The sequence below is a fragment of the Vibrio crassostreae genome (assembly GCF_041439375.1).
Lineage (GTDB): Bacteria > Pseudomonadota > Gammaproteobacteria > Enterobacterales > Vibrionaceae > Vibrio > Vibrio crassostreae_D.
This window is the reverse complement of sequence record NZ_JBGONY010000045.1, coordinates 20,316-40,980: the sequence shown is the minus strand read 5'-3', so window position 1 is coordinate 40,980 and position 20,665 is coordinate 20,316. Positions and strand designations below refer to the sequence as shown.

Annotated in this window: 22 protein-coding genes; 18 read left to right on the top strand and 4 right to left on the bottom strand. The window is 42.1% G+C overall.

Translation table 11 applies throughout. From position 1 onward, the window contains the following. The first annotated feature begins 70 nt into the window (after positions 1-70). Together ACED45_RS17310 and galE are read left to right on the top strand one after the other, a co-directional pair. Positions 71-2,044 (top strand): sensor domain-containing diguanylate cyclase, encoded by a 1,974-nt coding sequence (locus tag ACED45_RS17310; protein ID WP_371714574.1) that lies wholly within the window; start codon positions 71-73, stop codon positions 2,042-2,044. An 85-nt stretch (positions 2,045-2,129) separates the two neighbouring features. Continuing rightward, a complete protein-coding gene (gene galE / locus ACED45_RS17305) occupies positions 2,130-3,143 on the top strand; it encodes a UDP-glucose 4-epimerase GalE (protein ID WP_061016972.1) in 1,014 nt (337 codons plus the stop codon). 339 nt (positions 3,144-3,482) lie between these two features. Here galE and ACED45_RS17300 read toward each other — a convergent pair whose 3' ends face one another. Continuing rightward, on the bottom strand, positions 3,483-5,630 hold the full coding sequence (locus ACED45_RS17300) for a TonB-dependent hemoglobin/transferrin/lactoferrin family receptor (protein WP_371714573.1): 2,148 nt from the start codon (positions 5,628-5,630) through the stop codon (positions 3,483-3,485). Positions 5,631-5,854: 224 nt separating this feature from the next. Between ACED45_RS17300 and ACED45_RS17295 the strand changes: the two genes are divergently transcribed. Further along, positions 5,855-6,742: a LysR family transcriptional regulator gene (locus tag ACED45_RS17295; RefSeq protein ID WP_371714572.1), complete on the top strand. Its 888-nt coding sequence runs from the start codon at positions 5,855-5,857 to the stop codon at positions 6,740-6,742. Here the strand turns inward: ACED45_RS17295 and ACED45_RS17290 are convergent. Beyond that, positions 6,734-9,415, bottom strand: coding sequence for a bifunctional acetate--CoA ligase family protein/GNAT family N-acetyltransferase (locus tag ACED45_RS17290; RefSeq protein WP_371714571.1), 2,682 nt, complete (start codon positions 9,413-9,415; stop codon positions 6,734-6,736). The genes ACED45_RS17295 and ACED45_RS17290 overlap by 9 nt on opposite strands. 216 nt (positions 9,416-9,631) lie before the next feature. Here ACED45_RS17290 and ACED45_RS17285 point away from each other — a divergent pair, with 216 nt between their 5' ends. Together ACED45_RS17285 and ACED45_RS17280 are read left to right on the top strand one after the other, a co-directional pair. Next, the gene (locus tag ACED45_RS17285) at positions 9,632-10,195 is read left to right on the top strand and encodes an SPOR domain-containing protein (RefSeq protein ID WP_060981319.1); all 564 of its coding nucleotides are present in this window, start codon (positions 9,632-9,634) and stop codon (positions 10,193-10,195) included. A gap of 179 nt (positions 10,196-10,374) precedes the next feature. After that, a complete protein-coding gene (locus ACED45_RS17280; protein ID WP_371714570.1) occupies positions 10,375-11,370 on the top strand; it encodes a D-alanine--D-alanine ligase in 996 nt (331 codons plus the stop codon). A 282-nt stretch (positions 11,371-11,652) separates the two neighbouring features. Here the strand turns inward: ACED45_RS17280 and ACED45_RS17275 are convergent, their stop codons facing one another. Beyond that, positions 11,653-12,621 carry a tyrosine-type recombinase/integrase gene (locus tag ACED45_RS17275; protein ID WP_371714569.1) on the bottom strand — a complete coding sequence of 323 codons (969 nt, stop codon included), beginning with the start codon at positions 12,619-12,621 and terminating at the stop codon, positions 11,653-11,655. A gap of 100 nt (positions 12,622-12,721) precedes the next feature. Here ACED45_RS17275 and ACED45_RS17270 point away from each other — a divergent pair, with 100 nt between their 5' ends. Together ACED45_RS17270 and yciH are read left to right on the top strand one after the other, a co-directional pair. Continuing rightward, positions 12,722-13,090: a DUF3319 domain-containing protein gene (locus tag ACED45_RS17270; protein ID WP_060981728.1), complete on the top strand. Its 369-nt coding sequence runs from the start codon at positions 12,722-12,724 to the stop codon at positions 13,088-13,090. A 3-nt stretch (positions 13,091-13,093) separates the two neighbouring features. Further along, positions 13,094-13,405, top strand: coding sequence for a stress response translation initiation inhibitor YciH (yciH, locus tag ACED45_RS17265; RefSeq protein WP_050649524.1), 312 nt, complete (start codon positions 13,094-13,096; stop codon positions 13,403-13,405). Positions 13,406-13,574: 169 nt separating this feature from the next. On the opposite strand, the gene ACED45_RS17260 is transcribed toward yciH, so the two are convergent. Further along, positions 13,575-13,943: a DUF3693 domain-containing protein gene (locus ACED45_RS17260; protein ID WP_371714568.1), complete on the bottom strand. Its 369-nt coding sequence runs from the start codon at positions 13,941-13,943 to the stop codon at positions 13,575-13,577. A 213-nt stretch (positions 13,944-14,156) separates the two neighbouring features. Here ACED45_RS17260 and ACED45_RS17255 point away from each other — a divergent pair, with 213 nt between their 5' ends. The 11 genes from ACED45_RS17255 (at position 14,157) to ACED45_RS17205 (ending at position 20,632) form a co-directional block, all read left to right on the top strand. Further along, positions 14,157-14,360 (top strand): hypothetical protein, encoded by a 204-nt coding sequence (locus tag ACED45_RS17255; RefSeq protein ID WP_046209395.1) that lies wholly within the window; start codon positions 14,157-14,159, stop codon positions 14,358-14,360. Between the two features lie 2 nt (positions 14,361-14,362). Then, positions 14,363-14,674: a hypothetical protein gene (locus ACED45_RS17250; protein ID WP_102445874.1), complete on the top strand. Its 312-nt coding sequence runs from the start codon at positions 14,363-14,365 to the stop codon at positions 14,672-14,674. A gap of 2 nt (positions 14,675-14,676) precedes the next feature. Beyond that, positions 14,677-14,877, top strand: a complete 201-nt coding sequence (locus ACED45_RS17245) for a hypothetical protein (RefSeq protein ID WP_371714567.1) — start codon at positions 14,677-14,679, stop codon at positions 14,875-14,877. Continuing rightward, on the top strand, positions 14,867-15,979 hold the full coding sequence (locus tag ACED45_RS17240; RefSeq protein WP_371714566.1) for a replication initiation factor domain-containing protein: 1,113 nt from the start codon (positions 14,867-14,869) through the stop codon (positions 15,977-15,979). Before ACED45_RS17245 ends, ACED45_RS17240 begins: the two co-directional genes overlap by 11 nt. Continuing rightward, complete coding sequence (locus tag ACED45_RS17235; RefSeq protein WP_371714565.1) at positions 15,967-16,314, top strand: DUF1293 family protein; 348 nt, start codon at positions 15,967-15,969, stop codon at positions 16,312-16,314. Before ACED45_RS17240 ends, ACED45_RS17235 begins: the two co-directional genes overlap by 13 nt. A gap of 2 nt (positions 16,315-16,316) precedes the next feature. Next, complete coding sequence (locus ACED45_RS17230; RefSeq protein WP_371714564.1) at positions 16,317-16,550, top strand: hypothetical protein; 234 nt, start codon at positions 16,317-16,319, stop codon at positions 16,548-16,550. A 2-nt stretch (positions 16,551-16,552) separates the two neighbouring features. After that, positions 16,553-16,777: a hypothetical protein gene (locus ACED45_RS17225; RefSeq protein ID WP_048659346.1), complete on the top strand. Its 225-nt coding sequence runs from the start codon at positions 16,553-16,555 to the stop codon at positions 16,775-16,777. A gap of 41 nt (positions 16,778-16,818) precedes the next feature. Next, positions 16,819-17,019, top strand: coding sequence for a hypothetical protein (locus ACED45_RS17220; protein WP_055319872.1), 201 nt, complete (start codon positions 16,819-16,821; stop codon positions 17,017-17,019). Between the two features lie 129 nt (positions 17,020-17,148). Continuing rightward, positions 17,149-18,921, top strand: a complete 1,773-nt coding sequence (locus ACED45_RS17215; RefSeq protein ID WP_371714563.1) for a hypothetical protein — start codon at positions 17,149-17,151, stop codon at positions 18,919-18,921. A 2-nt stretch (positions 18,922-18,923) separates the two neighbouring features. Then, entirely contained in the window at positions 18,924-19,265 is a 342-nt protein-coding gene (locus ACED45_RS17210) for a hypothetical protein (RefSeq protein WP_055319869.1), read from the top strand. Next, the gene (locus tag ACED45_RS17205; protein ID WP_371714562.1) at positions 19,265-20,632 is read left to right on the top strand and encodes a zonular occludens toxin domain-containing protein; all 1,368 of its coding nucleotides are present in this window, start codon (positions 19,265-19,267) and stop codon (positions 20,630-20,632) included. The genes ACED45_RS17210 and ACED45_RS17205 overlap by 1 nt, the downstream gene beginning before the upstream one ends. Positions 20,633-20,665 lie beyond the last annotated feature (33 nt).

The window sequence follows — 20,665 nt, the reverse complement described above, 5'->3', positions numbered from 1 at the left end:
AATAATCACCCATACTGGCCGTTTCTATCTGAGATCCAATTAGGAAACAAAGCCTAGTGGAGGGCCAGTAATGCTGTCTTTCATTAATAATATATCGATTAAAAACAAGCTGATCTTGCCGATTATTATCTTTATCGGGGTTACTTTCGTCACTATTCAATCAGTTAATTACACTGTCACTTTTGAGCGAGAGAAAGAGAGCCTGATCCAGCGAGTTAAGGTATTGGCGCAAGGGGTAGCATATAACCTACAAGCAGCAATCTTATTTGAAGATAAGTCGTCTGCTCAGGAGATTTTATCAGCGTTCATTGCAGATAGAGATATTGTGAGGGTAAAGCTCTATGACACTAATGAGCAGTTATTTGCTAACTATCAAGTGAGCAATACCTTGATCCCAAGGCCGACTGCTGATGAATTAATTGATATCGCGGATCATCAATTTGCCATCTCTGAACATTTCATCTTTTTGCTTGTTCCGGTGACTCTGGATGATGCTGTTATCGCGAACTTGAGAGTGACGATATCAAAACAGACGTTTAATTCGATCTTAACGAATATTTTCAAGGTTGCAGCCGTCTACCTGTTGTTTCTGGTGATATTAGGGGGAATATTGGTCAAATTGGTTCAACGCTTGATTATCGAGCCGATGTTTGACCTCAATGAGGCGATGCAAGCCTTTGTTGAGCGCCGATCAGAACAACCAAAATTAGTCGCAACCAACCGTGATGAGATAGGGGATCTAGTTCGCGCATTCAATACCATGCTGGAAAGGCTTCAACATCGCGATAACCAAATCAATTTTACGCTAGATAAATTACAAGAAGAAAAATCATTCGCAAATGAAGTGGTTGAAACCGTTCAGCACTCTTTGTTAGTCGTGGACGACAAAGGGCTCATCGTTCATGCGAATGTCGCCACTCGTGATATTTTTAAGTGCTCAGAAGCGTTTCTTGACAACTTGTTGATCCAAGAGCTGATCACAACGAAGCAAAAAGGATTTTTACAAGACGTCATCGACGCCAATATTGAGCTCAATGACGAACTACTTGAAACCACAGATCTATTTCAATCAAAGCGCTGGCTTCGTGTGAGTAGTCGTTCGCTGTCAAAACAGGGCCGTATACTTTATGCAATACAAGATGTAACTGAGATAGAGATAGCAATGAGCCGCCAACGTATTGCGGCAGGTGTTTTCGAGAACAGTAAAGACGGGCTTATAGTATTAAATTCGTCTAACGTAATTACTATGGTTAACCCAGCTGTGACTCAACTTCTCGGTTATCACGCCGATCTGCTGGTGGACAAAACACCATTTGAAGCATTTTCTTGGCAACAATTCTCTTCATTAATGCCGACTATTCGTAGCTCATTGGAAAATTATGGCCAATGGCAAGGAGAAATCTGGGAGAAGAGTGCGTCTGGCACCTTGATTCCAATGTTTGTCAAAGTGAATAGAGTTTCATCAGACAATGAAAAAGATGAGTTTGATATGGTATTAACGCTGTCGGATTTATCTAACGTCAAAGAGATGGAGAGGCTCGAACACTTGGCTCATCACGACGCGTTAACAGGATTAGCCAATAGGGCTCAACTGTATAAGGTGATGGATGATGTCATAACCTCTAGTCATTATTCAAATCAGCTCTTTGCGGTGATCTATTTGGATCTTGATGGTTTTAAACACGTTAACGATAATTATGGACACGATGCGGGCGACGCAATTCTCAAACAAGTATCAAATAGGCTGTTATCTCAGGTACGGGCAGGTGATTTGGTTGCACGTTTGTCGGGAGATGAATTCGTTCTTATTATTAAACAGACAAACAAAGCCTTGTTGGTTAAGTTAGCTGAACGATTGTTAGAGCTTATTGAACGAGAAGTAAATTATAAACAGAGCTCACTTCATGTTGGAGCAAGCTTGGGGATCCATTTAGTTGATGGCTCTGAGCGCGATATTGACGTGATTCTGAGAATTGCTGATGAGGCGATGTACCAAGCGAAACGTAAAGGAAAAGGGCAATTTGTGTTCTCTCATGATGGTTAATTGCCTCAGGCATTTGTGACCTCAACCTAAGTTGTTGTATCATAAGTGATAGGTTGAGTATTTTTAATTAAAAGGTCTGCTAAACATGAATGTTCTAGTTACAGGTGGCATGGGTTACATTGGTAGCCATACAAGTATCCAGATGATTAACGCAGGTATGACTCCTGTACTTTTTGATAGCTTGTATAACAGTAAACCAAGCGTTCTAGAGCGTATCGAAAAGGTATCTGGCGTTCGCCCTAGCTTCATTGAAGGCGACGTTCGTGATAAAGCGCTTTTAACTGAAACCATGAAGAAACATAACATCGAAGCGGTTATCCATTTTGCAGGCCTTAAAGCAGTCGGTGAGTCAGTGGCAAAGCCTCTTGAATACTACGACAATAACGTAAATGGCACGTTAGTTCTTGTTGATGCAATGCGTGACGCTGGTGTTAAAACTTTAGTATTCAGTTCTTCAGCAACGGTGTACGGCGATCCTGCGAGTGTGCCTATCACAGAAGATTTTCCAACTAGTGCGACGAACCCTTACGGTCGAAGTAAGCTAATGGTTGAAGAGTGTTTAACCGATTTCCAAAAAGCCAATCCGGATTGGAGCATTACACTGCTGCGTTACTTTAACCCTGTAGGTTCACATCCAAGTGGTGAGCTAGGTGAAGACCCGCAAGGTATCCCAAATAACTTAATGCCATTTGTATCTCAAGTAGCAGTGGGCCGACGTGAATTCCTATCTGTCTTTGGTAGTGATTACCCAACAAAAGATGGGACCGGTGTTCGTGATTACATCCATGTAATGGATCTATCTGACGGCCACATTGCAGCGCTCGAGAAAGTAGGGCGTAAAGACGGTCTTCATATCTACAACCTTGGTACAGGTAACGGTTCAAGTGTATTAGATATGGTTAAAGCATTTGAAAAAGCGAGCGGCAAAGATATCCCTTACCAACTTGTTGATCGTCGTCCGGGTGACATTGCGGAATGTTGGGCAGACCCAGCCAAAGCTCAAAAAGAACTCGGTTGGAATGCGACACGCACACTGACTGAAATGACCGAAGATACATGGCGCTGGCAGTCAACCAACCCTGATGGTTTTCCTGGCTAACCGAGTTGTTTCATGAATGGTTAATGTACAAAAAGATGCTTTAGAGCATCTTTTTTGATCTAAATCGAATAAAAACTGAATTAGCGGTTAAAAAGTATCATTCTGTATCGGTTGTTGTTATCATGCTTGCGAATTATATGTTTAATGTTAATTTTCTTTGGAGTTAATCATGGAACTAGGCCTAATCATCACTTTTATCATTGCTGCTGCAGTAATGGTTAAGAAAGAAATGGCAGAGAAGTAATTTCACTTACCCCTTTTTGATACAATTTTTAGTGAAATAATAAAAGCCAGCATTTAGCTGGCTTTTTAGTATCTGCAGTTCAGTTTTTTAACGAATTAGAATTCGTATTTAGCTGAAATACCATAGTTTCTTTCCGCTTGAGAGTTTTCTTTGTAAAGCTCATCATCTCCGCGAACATCATTCCAACGGTAGTATTCTTCGTTTGTTAGGTTGAACACACCACCACGAATCGTTAAGTCTTTGATAGGCTTGTAGTAAGCCGTTAAATCAACAACTGTTGCACTTGGAAGCTCTGCTTGACCAGCGTTACCGCCATTTTCATCATCAAAGTTGATGTCTGAACCAGATTTATCAGCCGTATAGTTTAATTTAAGGCTAGTACCCCAGTTTTGGTTTGGCGCATCATAGTTAAGACCTAATACAGCATTCCAAGGGTTCACACTGTTTAGTGCATTTCCGTTACCGTCTTCACCTTCAGTGTAAGACGCCACGAAATGAGTTGAGATGCCTTCAGGCGCTCCCACTAAAACATCCCAAAGTAACGTGTTAGAGAACTCAATGCCCTTAATCGTTGCAGATTCTAAGTTAACATTAGAGTAGTGTGTCGTACCACCAACTTTCTTCGTTACCACAGTTTCAATGAAATCATCGTAATCACTGTAGTAAGCGGCAATTTCAGATGAAGAAGCCTGAGTATTGTGACGGTACCCTAACTCGTATGAAATACTTGTTTCTGATTTCAAATCTGGGTTCGGATCGTTTACGTAACCATGACCAGGGTTGTCATATGTATAGTACAGTTCATCAAATGAAGGAGCTCTAAAGCCTTGGCTAATTTGCCCAAACACAGTACCTGTATCTGTGAGTTTGTAAGTCGTACCTAAACGCCCTGTTACTGCAGAGTCTGAGAAATCAGTTAGTGATTCAGCTGTGTTTTTTCCTGGATCTGTTGAGAAGTAATCAAAGCGTACTCCTGGGGTAACAATGAGCTTGTCATTCAATAAACTAATTTCGTCTTGTACAAATAGACCAAACTTTTGTTCTTTAGCATCAGGAGTGTATACATAAAGCTTGTCATCAGTCGCAGGATCAGAGTTGTACTCCATATTTGTATTGCTGATGTCACTATGTGTATAAGTAGCACCATAAACTAGGTAATGGTTATTAATCTCTTTATCAAGCTGTGTTTCTATCTCTAGCTTATCTTCGGTGTATTCATAGTCTTTTGTTTGAAGATTGTCATTGTTAGCAGGGACATAAGGGGGGAAACCAGGACCTGCAGGTTTAAAGCGCTTCGTCACACCATTCTCTTCTTTAGAAATGTACGACACTTTGCTGGTCACGGTATCGGCAATTGCGCCATCAGTGAACCAAATGTGTTTAATCGCAAATCGATTTTGCTCTGTATCATCTGCACCCGTGTAGCTATCGTAGCTTGAGTGATAAATGTCAGAGTCTGAAGTGTCTTTGATTAGCTCAGCCAGAAACTCAATACGATGGCTTTCATTCAATTGATATTGCAATTTTACCAATAGGTTATCGGCTGATGTGTCTTGATCTTCTACTGCGTAATTCTCTAAGTTATTAGAGTCGCGGAAGTTTTGAAGCTCTTCACCGTCACGACGAGTGTAGGCAACCAATGTTTCTAAATCACCGAATCGATTAGCTAATGCAACATGCTCACTAAAAGAATTATCTTCTGAAGAGTAAGACAGTTTCGCTTGGCCACCGAAGTCTTCGCCGTCTTTCAAGAAATCAGAAGGGTCTTTAGTTTCAAAGGCAACAACACCACCAATTGCGTCACTTCCGTGTAAACTTGAAGCAGCACCTTTGATAATTTCGACACTTTTAAGCATGTCGGGATCAATTGAAATACCGCTAGAATTGATAAATGCGTATGGACCACCATCAAATGAACCTGGCTGAGAAGAGCCATCGACCAAAATCTTAACGCGTTTACCTTCCATGCCACGAATGTTGATAGTCTGTGCGCCTTGGCGAGAGCTTGAATTCATCGTTACACCCGGAGTGTATTCGAAGATTTCATTCACATCTTTCGCCATATTCTCTTCAATTTGCTTATCCGAAATGACAGTAACAGAAGCTGCTGTATTGATAAGTGTTTGATTAGTACGAGTCGAAGATACAACAACCTCATCAAATAGGGCATAATCGTCAGCAAAGGCTGATGTTGATGAAAGCGCTAAAACGATTGAAGCAGAGAGTAGGGATTGCTTATACATCTGATAGTTACCTTAGTTCCATAGTCTTATCTTGATTTGCGAAAGATAATATTGGATCTAAATGATAATTACTATTATTTGCATTTAAATAATTTTCAACCTTATCAGCTAATTCATAATTAATACTCTTAAACACCTGTATTAAAAAGACTTTTACAGTTCCATTCGTGGCATGAATGCTTCTGTTTTTGTGATTCAGATCTCATTTGTAAAGTAGGAAAGCTATGCATAGTCCAATAACACTTGAAGCATTACACATATTAGATGCCATTGATCGTCGTGGGAGTTTCGCAGCTGCAGCGAATGAACTGGACCGAGCACCTTCTTCATTGAGTTATCAAATCCAGAAGTTAGAACAAGACTTAGATATCATGATTTTTGATCGCTCAGGCCACCGTGCAAATTTCACGGAAGCGGGGCAGTTAATATTAGAGCAAGGTAGAATCATTCTTGGTGCCACTGAACAACTCGTTAACGATGCGAATATTCTTGCTAATGGCTGGGAGCTCGATTTAACCATTGCCTTTGATGGCATCATTCCTATTGCCAATTTCTTCCCGTTGGTCGACGAACTCGGGAAAATCAGCAAAACACGTGTTCGCTTACAAGAAGAGATCTTAGCCGGATGTTGGGAATCCCTGACAGATGGCCGAGCCGATTTGTTAGTATGTCCCAAGCTCGACACGATTCCAAACGATATGAAAAGTGACACCATTGGTAAGATGGAAATGGTATGGGTCGCGGCATCAAGCCACTACGTTCATAAGCGCTCTGGCGAGTTCGACCAAAAGGCGAGGGAAAGTTACAGGGTTATTGCAATTGCAGACACTGCACGCGATCAACCAGCGTTAAGTCGCAACATTCTAGAGAAACAACCTCGTTTAACCGTAACAAGCTTCCCTGCAAAAGTAGAAGCTCTAACGACGGGATTAGGGATTGGTACATTACCGAGTGTTATAGCGAAACCATTGATCGAATCTGGCGTTCTACTGCAGATTTCGGGAACAGAACCGCAACCTATCGATATTGTGATGGCTTGGCGACGCAACAAAATGGGCGACGCCAAGTCTTGGTGTATCCAACATCTTAAAAAAACATGGGCGTTAAAGTAACGGTAACACCATATCTGCAGTACCATCTTCAAAACTGATATCTAGCTCGAAGCCGAGCTTCTGGGCTAGTGTCAGCATGCCTCTATTGGTTGGCATTGTCATACCAGACATCTGTTTTGTCTGCTTCGCACGACAGTAATCGATAACCTTAGTCATAAGAATTCGACCTAAACCAACACCTTTAAGATCAGACCGAATCAATATCGCGAATTCAGCGTCCGTATTCTCTGGGTTAATCAGCGCACGGGACACACCAATAATCGCTGGAACGCCTTGTTCCTCACGTACCACTACAAACGCAATCTCTCTATCGAAATCAATCTGAGTAAAATTAGCTAATGCTTCATGATTAAACTCGCCCACATCACTAAAGAAACGCTTGTAGAGATCCTCTTTAGAGACACGATTAATGAAGTCGGCATGAAGTGGTTCATCTTCAGGAAGAATAGGGCGCAGCAACACTTCTGTCCCATCTTTTAACTGGATGCGTTCTTCAAGCTCTACAGGGTAAGGGCGAATCGCCAGTCTTTCTTGTGGATCACCTTCGTAGGCTTTCAATATAATATCGGCATCCAATATCGTAAATTTGTCTCCATTAGCGAGTACTGGGTGTATATCCAAATCGTGTATCTCTGGGCAATCCACCACCATTTGAGAGATACGGACCAACAGCTCAGACAAACCTTCTATATCAATGGGGTTAGGCAGTTTTTGCAGGCGAATCTTGCCACTTTTTATCGCCCTAATGATCAAGTAACGGGCCAGTGTCATGTTAAGCGGTGGGAAAGCAGCCGCGGCATCAATCGATTCGTCCCACTCAGAGCCACCTTGGCCAAGTAAAATGATAGGGCCAAAGGTTTCGTCCGTTGTAACCTTAACTCGCAGTTCTTGGCCGCCTGCAAGCTTGGCCATTCCTTGAATCAACAGCCCATGGATATGCGCGGTAGGGAACGACAATTGAGATCGATCGAGAATTGCCTGAGCGGCATTCGCGACTTCACTACTGTTTCGTAAATTCAGCATCACGCCTTGAACGTCCGACTTATGCGCAATGTCTGGAGAACGAAGTTTTACGGCAACCGGATAACCAATTGTTTCAGCTATATGTACCGCTTCACTTGGGTCGGAAGCAATCCAAGTTGGCAACACATCAAGATTGAAGAGCTTGAAAAACTGACTGTTTTGATGGGTATCAAAACTAACTGTATCTTTATCCAGTAGTTGGCGCTCTATCCAATTTTTTGCATCTGCCAAGTCTTCAATGTGCACTTTTTCTGCCGTGGTCGGCGTTTCCATTAACTGACGTTGGTTACGTCTGTACTCGACCAAGTGCATGAATGCGACCACTGAGCTTTCAGGCGTTCGATAGGTCGGGAAACCCGCTTCGGTAAACAGCTTTCTCGCTGGCCTAGCTGTTAACTCACCAGACCAATTCGTCAGGATGTTAAAGCGCTTGTGGCGAGGGTGCTTCTTAATCGCTTCAATAATTCGTTCAGCCGTTCTAGCGGAATGTGCAATTGCTGAAGGGCTATGCATGATAAGAATCGCATCCGCTTCATCGCCATCGAGTAAGATGTTTATGGTATCGATATAACGCTGATCACCAGCATCACCAACAATATCGATAGGATTGCTATGAGACCAACTCGATGGCAACACCTTGTTCAATTGGTCGAGTGTCTCTTCAGATAACTCTGCGAGTTTACCACCACGCTCAAATAGGGTGTCCACTGCCATAATTGCAGGGCCGCCCCCATTGGTAACAATAGCCAAACGCTCACCACGCAAGGGCACTGAATGAGTCAGTGTTTCTACCGCAGCAAACAGTTCATGTAAGTTCTTAACTCGTAGCATGCCACTACGTCGGATCGCAGAGTCATAGATAATGTCTAAAGTGTCAGCACCGCCAGTATGGGCCATGGCCGCCGCTCTGCCTTTCGCCGTGCGACCGCCTTTTAACACCAGAATGCGTCGGTTTCGCGATGCCGCACGCGCCGCAGAGATAAAGCGCCGAGCATCAGTAATGCTATCAACGTAAAGTAGTATCGCTTCAGTATGAGAATCGGTACTCAGGTAATCCAATAATTCCGAGAATTCGATATCACTGCCATTGCCTATCGAGATAAACGCTGAAAAGCCGATCTCTTTGTCATTAGCCCAATCTAAAATCGTGGTACACACAGCAGCAGATTGAGAAACAAAGGCGATTTTACCAGGTAATGCTGTTACTGGAGAGAATGATGCGTTCAAATTTAACCAAGGGACAATCACCCCCAAACTATTGGAGCCAAGCACTCGGATGTTGTTCTTTTTGGCTATCGCCAGGCATCTTGCGTCATACGTCTCGCCATTATCACTTTGTTGTTGCATGTCGGATGAAAGCACAATGACAGAAGCGATGCCTTTCTCAGCCAGCTCTTCAAAAATGGCGACATTACGAGTCGCATTGGTACACAATATCGCAAGGTCAGGAACGATCGGCAGCGACAAAATGTTTTTGTAAGAGAGTACACCTGCCACCGAGTCATATTTTGGCGTAACCGGCATCACCGCACCTTTGAAATCCCCGTGCAACAAATTGTTCATGACGATATATCCTGCACGCATTTCTCGTTGAGAAGCACCAACAACAGCGATTGAGCGGGGTTTAAGTAGGGGATCAAGATGATTCATAGACATATCCTAGCAATGCACGTAAGTTCATCGTAACTTACTTTTCACTAGCGGGTTGATGGCAAATTCACCGAATTAAGATGAATAAGCAGACACTGCATAAAGTTTGTGAAATAGGTCACCCACTAATGGTGTATAATCTCAAAGTTAACTTGATTCTAAACCGACGTATCGGCATGATTTATAGTAATTATTATTAAGGATATAGAGCTTTCCATGAAAAAATTTGCAATTGTGACTTTGCCACTGCTCTTGGCTGCATGTGTATCTGACGACTACGTTACCAATGTCACTTCAGATAGTTATCAAGAAGAGTACAAGACGGCCAAAGTTGAAGCTCCAGTTGTATCTCAATCTGAGCAAACAGGCGTTGTTGAAGAAAACGTTGTCAACGTGATCAGAACTGAACCTGTTGAACAGAAAGTCACTCAAACGACTAAAGCTAAGCCAGTTGCAGTAGTGACAGGACCAACGAAGAAACAACAAGACATGAACCAGCGTTTTGGTTACACAGTTCAAGTTGTTGCTGTTGGCAGCCAAAGTAAAGTCGATTCTTTCGTGAAAATGCTACCTACGACTTCTCAGCCAGTTTGGGAAAACTACAAAATGGTTAACGGCACTAAGTGGTTCACCGTACTTTATGGTGACTATGCAACGCGCTTAGAAGCTAAAAAGGCAATCTCAACGCTGCCGAGCACTTTCCAAAACTTGAAGCCGTTTGTTAAGAGCATTGATGACATCAAGAACTCTGAATACCCAACGCTTAACAAGTTGAACTAAGTTTTAATTCATAAAGAAGGGGCAAATGCTCCTTCTTTTGTTTTAAGACTCGCTGTTTTGTTTAATAGTTAATCGCTCGCTCTTTCGAACGCAATTTTAACAATCAAAACACTGTACCTATCTCGACTTTTGTTTATCATTGAAGTCAGTATTCCTAGTTTCAAGGACCGAATTTACCCATGAACACCACAAACATCCTTCTACTTTGCGGCGGTGGATCTTCAGAGCATGAAGTGTCTTTAGTTTCAGCTAATTACCTTTTTGAACAACTCAATAGCGTTGCAGATTTTAACGTTGTAAGAGTTGAAATTAAAAACGAGGGCTGGTGTCTTGATTCAGGTGAATTGGTTTATCTTGATATTAACGATCAAACCTTACGCGGTGACAATTTAGAATCTAAAGTCGATTTCATTGTGCCTTGTATTCACGGTTTTCCGGGGGAAACCGGTGACATTCAATCTCTGTTTGAAATGGCTAAAATTCCGTATCTAGGCTGTGGTTCAGAAGCAAGTAACAACAGCTTCAATAAAATCACTTCAAAGCTTTGGTACGACGCGCTTGGCATTCCAAACACGCCTTATCTATTCTTATCAGAAAACGATGAACAAGCTCACTCACAAGCGACTCAAGCCTTTGAAAATTGGGGTCAAGTGTTCGTGAAAGCTGCCCGTCAAGGCTCTTCCGTAGGTTGTTACCAAGTTAACCAAGTAGAAGATTTAAGCGAAGCGATCAACAAGGCGTTCACTTTTTCGGACCAAGTATTGGTTGAGAAATCAGTGGTGCCTAGAGAGCTAGAAGTTGCTGCTTATGAAATCGATGGCGAGCTACATATTAGCAAGCCGGGGGAAGTGATTGCACCTAATGGCGCATTTTACTCTTATGAAGAGAAGTACAGTGCAGACAGCCACTCCATTACCGAAGTTGAAGCAAGTAACTTAACAGATGAACAGCGTGAATTGATTGCAGACAGCGCACGCAAAGTCTTCACTCAGATGAAGCTTCGTCACTTGTCTCGTATTGATTTCTTCCTAACGCAAGACAACGAAATCTACCTGAACGAAGTAAATACGTTCCCAGGTATGACGCCAATCTCCATGTTCCCTAAAATGGTTGAGCATGCCGGTCACAAATTCAGCCAGTTCCTAGAGAACTGTGTGAGAACAAGCATTTCTTAGTTGTTCCAAAATATCTTAGCGAGTCTTACACCACTGGCTAAATAAAAAATAGCGCCTTGAGCTTACCCGCCAAGGCGCTATTTTTTTAAGAGTCCGAGCTTTTTTTAGAGTCAAAGCTTTTTGTTTTTAAAGCCAGTCGTCTATTGATCACGCCGTTTTTTAACTAGCTGTCTATTAAAAGCTAACTATTAACACGCGGTCTATAAACAAGCTAACTGTCAACAAAGAGGACATCAGATTACAGCCAAGGAACTATTGGTTTAATGCCAACAGATAGTCAGCTTATTGCCAAGGGATCAGTGCTTTAAACTTCATCTTCTCAGTCTCAGCCGTCCCAGAATAACCCACATATTGCGCAGGCATTGCAGGGCTGAGCCAACGACCAAAATCCTGAATCTCCCTTACCTTAAGACCTTGTTTTGACAACTCTTGTGCGGCACCCACACGAATCGAATTTCCTGAAAAATGGTGGTTTTCTGCGAGTTGAAGTAAGTCGCTTGCACTTCTTAGTATCCTATAGATCGACGAATCATCTAAAGGTTGCAGACTGATATTCTCATGCTTGTCTATCGCACGAAATACTGGCAACTCATCTTGTGTACCAGTAAACGAAAGCCAACGTTGAAGTGCAACACTGGCTATTTGTGACAACTGATAAGCCGAACCTTTGACCGTGACTTGGTAATGATCTTCAACGTACTCAACATCAGTCATTGATAACGCCTTAAGTTCTGAGCGTTTTAAAGCACACTCGAACATCACGTTATAAATAGCTATATCCCTGATCTCTTTCAAGTTTGCTTTGTCGTCGGAGAGTAACACATTTAAATCAGTGAGATGCTTAGATGTCATAGCATTGGTTTGCTTCGCGTCACCGGCCATTTGCGACTGTAAGTGGAGCAGGGTAAAGCGAACTTGCCTGTGCTTGATTGGATTAGCAAAGTTCAACACAGTATGAAGCATACTAAGCGTTGCGGTGTAACGTTTTAGAGATGCGTATTTTCTATCGTTAGACTCCGTCTCGAGAAAACGACGAACAGCGGTTATAGATGCGGGAAGTGTGTTAATACGATGTTTGGTACAGAACGCATGATAGCGATTCCAATCACTGTAGATACCTAACAGTGAATTACGAGAGTATTGAAATCCTGTCAACTCATCTATAATTTCAATTGTCGCGCACCTGTTCAATTTTTCAACAAATGAATTAATTCTCACAGAGTCGGTTAGAATAGGGACATTTTTTCTCAAATTACCGTACCTCGACAGGTGTTTTTACCATATTATGCTTGATATCATTATAAGTATACTTATGATTAATGTAGTGAAAACAAAAAGATGATTAATGGATATGGCTAATTCAATTTACCGAAGCGTCCATCTGCAATCGACGGATGCCACTAACACGGTTTGGCGTGCTAAGTTAAAGAACAATGTTATTCAGGGCAACCTAGCTGCCGTGAAAAAGAGTATTGATTGGTGGATTGACACCGCATCTATTATTGACCCGAAAGAGTTCACGACGTTAAATAAGTCGAGAGGAACTGGTGGCCAAACTGAAAACTTCAACGGCTATCAGATAAAGAATGACACAGGTGAGCCTAACGCGTGGTATTGCATGTTTAACGGACGTCTTATCAAAGGCGGCAAGGTTGCAATTCAGCGTCATATAGAAGCTTACTTACTCGCAAAACAAAAAGCAGAGCAACAAAAGAAATAAGTTATGAGTTTAGTATATTCAACAGAAACAGGTCGCATTAAGCCTGAAGAAGAGAAAGTCCAGCGTCCTAAAGGCGATGGTATCGTTCGAATTCAAAAAGAAACCAAAGGCCGTAAAGGCAAAGGCGTTTCTGTCGTAACTGGCTTAGACCTAGATGACGCACCATTAAAACTAATGGCAGCAGAACTTAAGAAAGTCTGTGGCTGTGGTGGATCCGTAAAAGATGGCAACATCGAGATTCAAGGTGACGCTCGTGACAAGATCAAAGCGCACCTTGAAAAGAAAGGCTACAAAGTTAAATTCTCTGGCGGTTAATCTCTAACTAATACCAGGGTTAAAATCGAAGATTATTATCACTGGATATTAGGTATTTTATGGTAAATAACCATTATGGTTAAATACACAGTATAACTCAGAGAATATCGACACCAAATAAAGGCAGGGCATCACACAAGAGTCCTGCCTTATAAATACCAAATTCAATTTAACATAACGTACATAATACGCAGTTGGCTAGTGCTTTATTTGGGGTGGCTGCCATCAGTGCTAATCCCGCGCAAGTCATTGAAATCGCTTTTAATCCTAGCCCGTTGCACTTTTTTGCTATGTGTTCCCACATCTGTTTAATCTCTGGATTTTCGTTGCGGTCAACGTGACAACCAAGCAAAGCCATCTCTGGATCAATTCCTGCGCTTTCTGCAAGAAAAACTGCTTCTGAATCAGATATATAGCGAGTTCCTTTTCGCATTTCACCAATCCGCTGTCTTGGTAGATTCAAATCATGTGCAATCTGCTTATCTTGTACGTAGTTTTGCGCCTTTTTGTAGGCATCTAACAGTTCATTTTGATACATAAGACATTCTCCCTTTAGCTACATTCTAGCTGATTAGGCATGATTTTCCGTGCTTAACAGGCACAACTTTTCGTGCCTATAATCTTCCTCAGAGAAACAAGCTTCCTTGTTTCAATACTTTGACTGTCTAGGTTTGGGCTGTTCGCCCTTGACGCTTATAGCTCAACTTAGACGGTCAATCCCAATTCTCAATAATCAGTCAAGGTGGTTGTTATGGTTAATGTTCTATTAGTTTCTGGGTGTCTACCTCGTTACTTTGCAGGCTTTGGTACCACAGCTAGCGGTAAACCTTTTGTGATCACTACAGCTCAACACTTTCACAGTAAGTTCCTTTCAGCTTCTGATGCTCACAGCATTGTTGAACACCTCAACGATTCTTGGCCTTTAGCTCAAGTCTCTTATGTTGTGGAGCGTTAATCATGAAATCAGTCCTTTCATTTTTGTCTAAATGTAAAGTTGAGCTTTCTATTTTCGTAGCTGCTTTTCTTTATTTTACTTTCCTCTTTGATGTCTCTGTTGATTTTGCCAAGTCTAAATTTTGTAGTTTCGAGGTTTCAAATGAAGCTTATTCCGAGATTGTTTCCGCTTCTCTTGAGTTTGATGAAATCAAAGTTCTGACCGCTACTTTGATGTCACATGATGGTCAAATTGATATTTGTGAAGCTTCAGAGCTGCAACGTGCTTATGACGAATTGACTTCATCTAAAGCTAAATTGTTGGGGATGCTTTAATCATGGATTCAATCTACTTCGACAACGAACCCAATCACGGCATCAACGCCTATTTTCCTTGGGGTCATAATTTCTTTAAGTCTCCGCGTGAGTTCTTCCAGTTCATGGAAGCTCACTACGGCATGGTTTCATTTCAGATTGTTGCGATAACTGACGACAACTATCAAGAGCTGTTAGTTAAAGGGGTTTTCCATGCAATCTAAAAAGCCTCATAAGTTTCATGATGAGATACGTCCGGTTCAAGTGGATCACCTAGCCTTTTCGTTTTCGTATGGCTCGCTTAGACATTTGGACAGCTCGAACGAACAAGACTTTATCAACATGCAGTTTCCTGAGTTTAAAAAGAAAACCGTTAACGGTCGTCTTAACTCACCAGAAGCGATAGAGAAATCAATAGAGTCACACCGTAACAAATGTCGCAAGGTTTTAGCCGATAGGTTCGATGAGTTCATGGCAAAAGTCTTTAACTTCCGTCTGTCTCCTATGCGTGGCCGTGGCTTGCATGGCTATGAAGATTCAATGGTGATTTACGATTCTACGGGCACGGTTGAATGTGGTTTGGTGGGTGTTGGCGGTAACAACGACACGGTTTACGTACAAATCAATGGTACGGGTTGCGCTAAGTTGTTCGACTTCACCACACACAAAAAGGTGCATTGGTGGTTGTCACTTTTGGGTATCACTCGCCTAGCCCGTTTGGATCTCTGCGTGGATGACTACACCGGAATCTTTGACTGTAAGTATGCTGAGAAATGTTTTTATGAGGGAGCATTTCGCACTGCTTCTCGTGGACGTGGTCCGACAATGGTTCCTCATAAGCGCGTTTCACAATCCGGTGAATTATCAGAGGAAGCTGTCCTTGTTGGCTCTCGTACCTCTGCAATTTACTGGCGTGTGTACAACAAGAAGTTCGAGCAAAACATCGCTGACCCTGAAGTAATTTGGTACCGCAATGAAGTGGAATTGAAGAAGTGCGATTTGGCACTACTCGCCTCGCCTGCTTCGGCCTTTGCTGGTCTGTGTGACTTCTCAGCAAGTATCGACCCTGCTGAACCGATGAAGATTGAGCTTAACAAAAAGAAAGCCGGTCTTGAGTTCTTTGCTCGTATTGCTTGGGTTCGTCGCCAGTGTGGTAAAGCACTTTCTGAAGTTGTTGCAATGACTGAGGGTGACTTGGGTGAAGCATTCGGAATGCTCATTCCTACGCACCATAGACGCGCAAACTTTGAAACCTCGTTAGGCATTCCTGACGAATACACTAAACAGAAAATCGAAATTTTGGAGTCAAGAATATGCCTACAATAACTGGTATCTCTATCAAGCGTTTCCCGAAATCTAATATGGAGTTCGCGGAGCTGTCTGTCCTACGTGCTGTTGAAGAAGTCGATAACGAGAAGTTTCAACAAACGGGTATCGGTTTCTCAACTGACATCCCTTACAACAAGCAAGCGCTGAAAATTGATGTGGCCTACGCTCGTCAGCTTATCCAAACGCGCGCTTTTGTTGCTAACCGTGAATACGAACTGAGCTTTGGTGCTAACCCAAATGATCCACTTGATATCTTGGTGACCAATCTTGTTCCAGTCGATGAAGAAATTAAAAAGCACTTCGATAACTTTTTGAAAGCTAACAAGGCTTAATTATGGAAACGGTCGTTTATCAATTAACTGGCGATGATTTGGATGCACTGATTGAAGCCCTAATTATTACCATGGTCGTGTTCTCACTATTTGGTCGTGTTTGCTCGTTTGTAATTGATTGGATTGACCGCTTGCTTCTAACGAGAACGATTCGAGATTTAGAGCTTAAAAGAGACTTTCTTTTGTCTGAAATTGGCTCTCTCAATCGTCAAAAAAGTGCTTCAAGTAAGGTTTAACAATGAACTGCATTACGACCACTCAACAAGGTTACTTGAGAACGTCAACTGACTTTGATTGTCAGCTCGTAATGCTCACTGATACTGAATACAACAATTTAGTCACTGCGTCTCAGTCTTTGAACATCGACAGTGAACTCTATACCGCTGTTTCAGGTTGGATTTTATTATCTTTCGTTTCTGGCCATGTGCTAGGACGAATCTTAAAAACTCTTGGCAAAGGCTAAGGGTCAACTTTTAGTAACACACTCTTAAAAAAGGAAATATCATGAAAAAACGTCTATTGGTTCTAGGTTCTACTGCATTTGTATCTGCTTCTTCATTTGCTGATAACACTGCAATCACAACGGCTATCAACGAAGCTGTAACGACTGGTCAATCGAACTACGGTTTGGTTGTGGTTGGTCTTATCGGTCTTGCTGCGATTGGCTTTGGTCTTCGCGCTATCATGAACTCTATGGGGAACTAATGGGAGACATTGTCTCTCAAGTCGTAACCGTCCTGTTTGGGGTGGTTATGGCTATGTCATTCGTATATGGCGTATATACGGGTATCAATGCCTCCTAGTTTGGGGGCGTTTTCTTATCTGGGGTTTACAGTGAAACGATATCAAAAATACCTCGCACTTCCTTTAGTTCTTGTCGCGTTCAATTCCCATGCTTTGCAGTGCGGCGCGGGTGAAGTTGAGGTTGATGGCGTTTGCGTTAGTTCTTGTAAGATACTTAAAGGAAGCGGAAAAAACTTAACGTGGGACTCTTACGTTTGGGGTGATAATCCTCGCTCTTACTGTATTGGTGATCGGTCTACTGGCGCTGCTTGTAACATGGAGCCTAGTTCCGTTTCGATTTCTGTTGAAGCGGGACGTTGGACTAACAAGTTTTATTACACGGGTTCTACTTGTGGCTTTGACCAAATCAACCGCTATTCAGGTGACGTTCCTGAACTCTTTCCGTTTGAAGGTGATGTTAACCAAAATGGCGTTCAAGATGATTTAGAAGATTGGGATGGCGATGGCATTAAAAACGGTGAAGACCCTGACCCATACAGCAATGACAATCAAGTTACGGATGCTGATGGTAATAATGTGCCTGACAATCTCGACACTTATTATGATTCTTTAGAAGAAGCAAAAGACATTCTTAACTGTAATGTTAATGATGATTCTTGCGGCAGTTATCATTCTGTTATGAACAAGCTTAATCGTAATAATTCAGATTTAGCTCGGATTATTTCGAATTTAAGTCAGCGAAATCTTACTCGTGATGATTTTAATCGGGCTATTTCTCAGTTAATCAATACTCAAAAGACCAATGATTTATCTTTTGCTCACAAGATAGACTCGTTAACGGCCGCTCAAGGTGGTTTGGAAAACACCGTTAGAGACAGTGTTTGGGCAGCAAGGCAAGATATAAAAAATCGTTTGGACGACCGTTACAAGCAGACTTTTAATAGATTCGATGATCTAGATGAGGAAGTCGCGATTGTTAAACGCAACACTCAATCCATAATCCACTCTATTTCTGATTTTCCTTCTGGCGGTGGCGGTGCTCTCACTGATGCTCAAAGTAATTGGCTCTTAGACTCTGTTCGAAACAGTGTGAGCAATATGACTAAAAATGACCAACTCATTGCCGGACAAGAAACCGAGCGTGATTTGATGGTCACTTTGAATCGTGATTTAGTTAGTAAGATTCAAGCTTTGGAGGTTTCTAGCGGTGGCCTTACTGACCAACAAAAAACTCAACTAAGAAATGCAGCTAAAGCAAACCTTAACAATAAACTTTTAAAGGCTATGTCCTCTGATGTTGCCCGCCTTTCAAATATCGAAGAAAAGGTTTCAAGCAACAACGCTATGATTGACGGCCTTTACTACGAATTTGAAGATGTTAATTCAAAAATAGATTCCTTGGGCTCTCCTGATTTATCTGGAGTTGAGTCCAGTATTTCTGGCCTATCAGAAAAAATCGACGGCCTTGAAACGACTGATATATCTGGGGTTGAAGGTAAGATTGACGAACTAATCAACGGCATCACTAACAACAATAACTTCGTTGAGCCTAGCTCTGTTTTTAATGGTGAAGGGTTTATTGTCACTCCAACTGATATCGCTGAAGTTCAAAACGAAGTCATAGAAATCAAACAAGAAATGACCGATGAATTTGAAAAGTTCAAAGCGTTATTCTCTATCGATACCAGCTCTTTCAACAACGGTACTTACAAAGAGCACTCCTTAAACCTCAATGTTAACCATGCTGAACGCTCTTTCAAATCGGGCGTACTCTCTGCCCTACTCGATAACGCCACGCTCATCTCAGCCGTTGTGATGTTTTTGTTCGTTTTGTCTGGAATCAGAATGTTAGGTAAGGATTAGTTATGGATTACATCTACTCTTTTATTGATTGGATTAGCTTACAGATGTCATTCATCACTGACTTCTTTAAAGCTATTCCCCAAATGACGCTAGACCTCTTTTCATACATTCAGATTTTCATGATTAAGATGAAATTGAAAGCTGAATTGGAGTTTATCAAGCTCTCTTATAACTCGGCTCAAATCCTCTTAAAAGAGATCGGCTTTAACGACATTCTGTCCAAAGCTTTTAATGCTTTGCCTGACGAGTTGCGATTCTATGCGTTTAAGTTTGGTGTCCCTCAAGGCCTTGCTGTCTGGGCTAACTTCTTCACTACCGCTTTAGTGATGAGGTTATCTAGATAATGGCTATCACTATAAGAACGGGCGCTAACGGCTCTTACAAGTCGGCATACACGGCTTACTTTTCTATCTACCAAGCTTTAAAGGCAGGTAGAACGGTTGTGACTAACATCGAGGGTATGCAGCCCTTAGCCGTCATTGAAGAACGATTTGATATCAAGTTTCCTAGTACCGCTAAACTCTTCCGCGTTAGCTCTAGGGATGAATCTGGCGTCCACCTTTGGACACATTTCTTCTGTTGGTGCCCTATTGGCGCACTTATCGTTATTGATGAGTGCCAGGATATCTTCTCAAAAAACGTCGGCTTTGATATACGCAAAGTGAAGTATAAACCGCTCTCTGACTTCATCACGCAATCGCCACAAGACGGTTTATTACCAAAAGACTATGAGCGCTTTTTCAATTCTCGTTACACCCCTGCGAACATGGACGAATTACAAGATTCAGAGATAGATGATCGTGGAATCGCTGAATACGATTCGGAAGGAAGAATTATCTATCCTCACAGCTTCAATGAGGGATTCATGAGGCACCGAAAGTACGATTGGGATATCGAGTTGCTTTCACCCGATTGGAAGCAAATCGATTCAGGAATCAAGGCATGTGCTAACCAGAACTTCTTTCATAAAGGGCGTGACCAGTTCTTTTGGACAAAGCGAAACCCTTATATATGGAAGCATGATAAAGCAGTAACAACGCCAGCCATTCCTAAGAAAAAGGACGTCAACTTAACCAATCAAAAAATCCCTTTAGACTCTTTCCTACTCTACAAATCTACGGGGACAGGCAGCGCCAAACAACAACTCGCCATGAATACGCTTTTTCGTAGTCCTAAAGCTATTTTGGTTTTCCTTTTATCCATATTCTGTTTCGGGTACATAATCTATGACTTATCCAATCGTTATTTTGAAACTACTGAGACGGTGGAGGAAGCGGGACAAGCAACGTCTTCAGCTGCCGTTCCTAAGCAAAGTGAAACACTACCTAGCAAAAATAGTGAAGCTTCTGGGCATGTATCTTCTAGTGGGGATAGCAGTAAAGGCACTGACAAAGATAGCCTTTCTCATGTTCCTATAGCTGAGGTACTTCCTTTTGAGGGAATTAAGAAAGCGTTTGTAACGGGTGTGAACTTCGCTATTAAAAACGGTTCAATTGAACGTCATGTTAGCATCGAGGTGGAAGCGCTTGATGGTTTCTACTCTGTAAACGAGCACTTTCTAAAAGCTTACGACATTACGTTTGACCGGATTGATGATTGCTTGTTGAAGCTGAACAGAGGCCAGCTGTCGAAGTTGATAACATGTAAGCCTTACGCAGCTGCCGCGGCCACTTTGCCAGAAGTGAGTCGAGCTGATGTTAGTTTGTTTTAACTGGCCCCGCAGGGATAAGAGAGTGCGAAGCGC